Here is a 2,843-nt window from a genome sequence, read left to right as displayed (position 1 = left end):
CCGTCGGCACGCGTGATGTCCACGAGGGCGCCGGGCGTGAGCTGGCCCAGCCCGGCGAACACCGCGGGACCGGTCTTGGTGTCGAGGTGGCCCGCGACGATCGCCGCTCCGCGCTCGCCCGGTGACGGGTCGAGCGGGATCTGCCGGTGATCAGCCGTTGGATGAACGACCCCGCCGTCGCGGAGTTCTGGCAACTCGCGGGAGACCAGAGCGTGACCGAGGACCATCTGCTCGCACAACTCGACGGCGACGGACGCAGCGTTCCCTGCGTCGGCCTGCTGGAGGGCAGGCCGATGAGCTACTGGGAGATCTACCGGGCCGATCTCGATCCGCTGGCCCGCCACTACCCGGCCCGGCCGCACGACACCGGTGTCCACCTCCTGATCGGCAGTGTCGCCGACCGCGGGCGAGGGCTCGGCAGTACCCTGCTCAGGGCCGTGGCCGACCTGGTGCTCGACAAGCGCCTCACCTGTGCCCGCGTCGTGGCGGAGCCCGACCTTCGCAACGCGCCCTCCGTGGCCGCCTTCCTCAGCGCCGGTTTCCGGTTCGCCGCCGAGGTCGACCTGCCCGCCAAGCGGGCCGCCCTCATGATCCGGGACCGGTCCTCGCGTGACGCGCTGTGAGGACGGACCGAGAGGTGACCGAGCCCGGGATCCGCGCCTTGACCACACGTCTGTCAGTGCCGAGCCGTAGGGTGGTCGCGCTATGACGAAGCCCTCCCTCCCCGAACTCCTGCATGCCGCCGTCACCGCCGTCGGCGGTACGGAGCGCCCCGGCCAGGTGACCATGGCCCAAGCCGTCGCGGACGCGATCGACGACGGCTCGCACCTGCTGGTCCAGGCCGGCACCGGCACCGGAAAGTCCCTCGGCTATCTCGTGCCCGCGCTCGCCCACGGGGAGAGAGTGGTGGTGGCCACCGCCACCCTCGCCCTGCAGCGCCAGCTCGTGGAGCGCGACCTGCCGCGCACGGTCGACGCCCTGCATCCGCTGCTGCGCCGCCGCCCGGAGTTCGCGATGCTCAAGGGCCGTTCGAACTACCTGTGCCTGCACCGCCTGCACGAGGGCATGCCGCAGGACGAGGAGGAGGGGCTCTTCGACCAGTTCGAGGCGGCCGCCCCCACCAGCAAGCTGGGCCAGGACCTGCTGCGGCTGCGCGACTGGGCCGACGAGACCGAGTCCGGCGACCGCGACGACCTCACACCCGGCGTGTCCGACCGGGCCTGGGCGCAGGTGTCGGTCTCGTCCCGGGAGTGCCTGGGCGCCTCGAAGTGCCCCTACGGCGCCGAGTGCTTCGCCGAGATGGCCCGTGAACACGCCAAGCTCTCCGAGGTCGTCGTCACCAACCACGCGCTCCTCGCGATCGACGCCATCGAGGGCGCGCCGGTCCTCCCGCAGCACGAGGTGCTCATCGTCGACGAGGCCCACGAGCTGGTCTCCCGGGTGACGGGCGTGGCCACCGGCGAACTCACGCCCGGCCAGGTCAACCGCGCGGTGCGCCGGGCCGCGAAGCTGGTCGACGAGAAGACCGCCGACCAGTTGCAGACCGCCGCCGAGGGCTTCGAGCGGCTGATGGAGCTCGCCCTGCCCGGCCGGCTGGAGGAGATCCCCGAGGACCTCGGCTACGCGCTGCTGGCGCTGCGGGACGCCTCCCGCAACGTCATCTCGGCGCTCGGCGCGACCCGCGACAAGTCCGTCCAGGACGAGGACGCCGTCCGCAAACAGGCGCTGGCCTCCGTGGAGAACGTGCACGACGTGGCCGAGCGCATCAGCAACGGCTCCGAGTGGGACGTCGTCTGGTACGAGCGCCACGACCCCCGCGGCGGAGCCGCATATCGACACAGCGGTGCCTCCCTGCGCGTCGCCCCCATGTCCGTGTCGGGCCTGCTGCGCGAGAAGCTCTTCGCGGACCGGTCCGTCGTCCTGGCCTCCGCGACCCTCAAGCTCGGCGGCGACTTCAACGGGGTCGGCGCCTCCCTCGGCCTGGCCCCGGAGGGCACGGAGGGCGACGACGCACCGCAGTGGAAGGGCCTCGACGTCGGCTCCCCGTTCGACTACCGCAAGCAGGGCATCCTGTACGTCGCCAAGCACCTGGCGCGCCCCGCCCGGGACGGTGACCGGGGGGACATGCTGGACGAGCTGACGGAGCTCATCCAGGCGGCGGGCGGGCGCACGCTCGGCCTGTTCTCCTCGATGCGGGCCGCCCAGCTCGCCGCGGAGGAGGTGCGCACCCGGATCCCCGAGTTCCCGATCCTGCTCCAGGGCGAGGAGACGCTGGGCGAGCTGATCAAGAACTTCGCGGCGGACCCGCGGACCTGTCTGTTCGGCACGCTGTCCCTCTGGCAGGGCGTCGACGTCCCCGGGCCCAGCTGCCAGCTGGTCGTCATGGACAAGATCCCGTTTCCGCGCCCGGACGATCCGCTGATGAGCGCGCGTCAGAAGGCCGTCGAGGACGCCGGCGGCAACGGATTCATGGCGGTGGCCGCCACCCATGCGGCGCTCCTGATGGCCCAGGGCGCCGGGCGTCTCGTACGGGCCTCGGGGGACCGGGGCGTGGTCGCCGTGCTGGACCCGCGCCTGGCGACGGCCCGGTACGGCGGCTATCTGAAGGCGTCGCTGCCCGACTTCTGGTACACCACGGACCGCAACCAGGTGCGCAAGTCGCTGGCTGCCATCGACGCGGCGGCCGGACAGGCCGAGGACGAGTGAGCGTGGGGGCCCGACCCGGCACCGGGTCGGGCCCCCACGCTCGGCCGGGCCGAGCCTTCCCGCCATCAGGGTGCGGCCGCACAGCACAGGGCCCCGGAACCGGCGCAGGGGTCCCGGGGCCCTGTGCTGTGCGGCGG

General features: G+C 72.7%; 1 protein-coding gene and 1 pseudogene. Both read left to right on the top strand.

The features are described from left to right. Positions 1 to 125: 125 nt before the first annotated feature. Positions 126 to 623 (top strand): annotated as a pseudogene (locus tag C1I97_RS34690) (GNAT family N-acetyltransferase); the annotation flags it as partial. Positions 624 to 705: 82 nt separating this feature from the next. Then, positions 706 to 2,706, top strand: coding sequence for an ATP-dependent DNA helicase (locus C1I97_RS34685; protein WP_111006947.1), 2,001 nt, complete (start codon positions 706 to 708; stop codon positions 2,704 to 2,706). Positions 2,707 to 2,843 lie beyond the last annotated feature (137 nt).

Source organism: Streptomyces sp. NTH33 (genome assembly GCF_003236365.1).
Taxonomy (GTDB): domain Bacteria; phylum Actinomycetota; class Actinomycetes; order Streptomycetales; family Streptomycetaceae; genus Streptomyces.
Note: the sequence above shows the minus strand (reverse complement) of the source record. Positions and strands in the feature narration are given on the sequence as shown.

Bases quoted from the DNA above. Each gene is read 5' to 3' on its own strand.
- C1I97_RS34685 (WP_111006947.1), top strand. From the start codon at position 706: ATGACGAAGCCCTCCCTCCCCGAACTCCTGCATGCCGCCGTCACCGCC.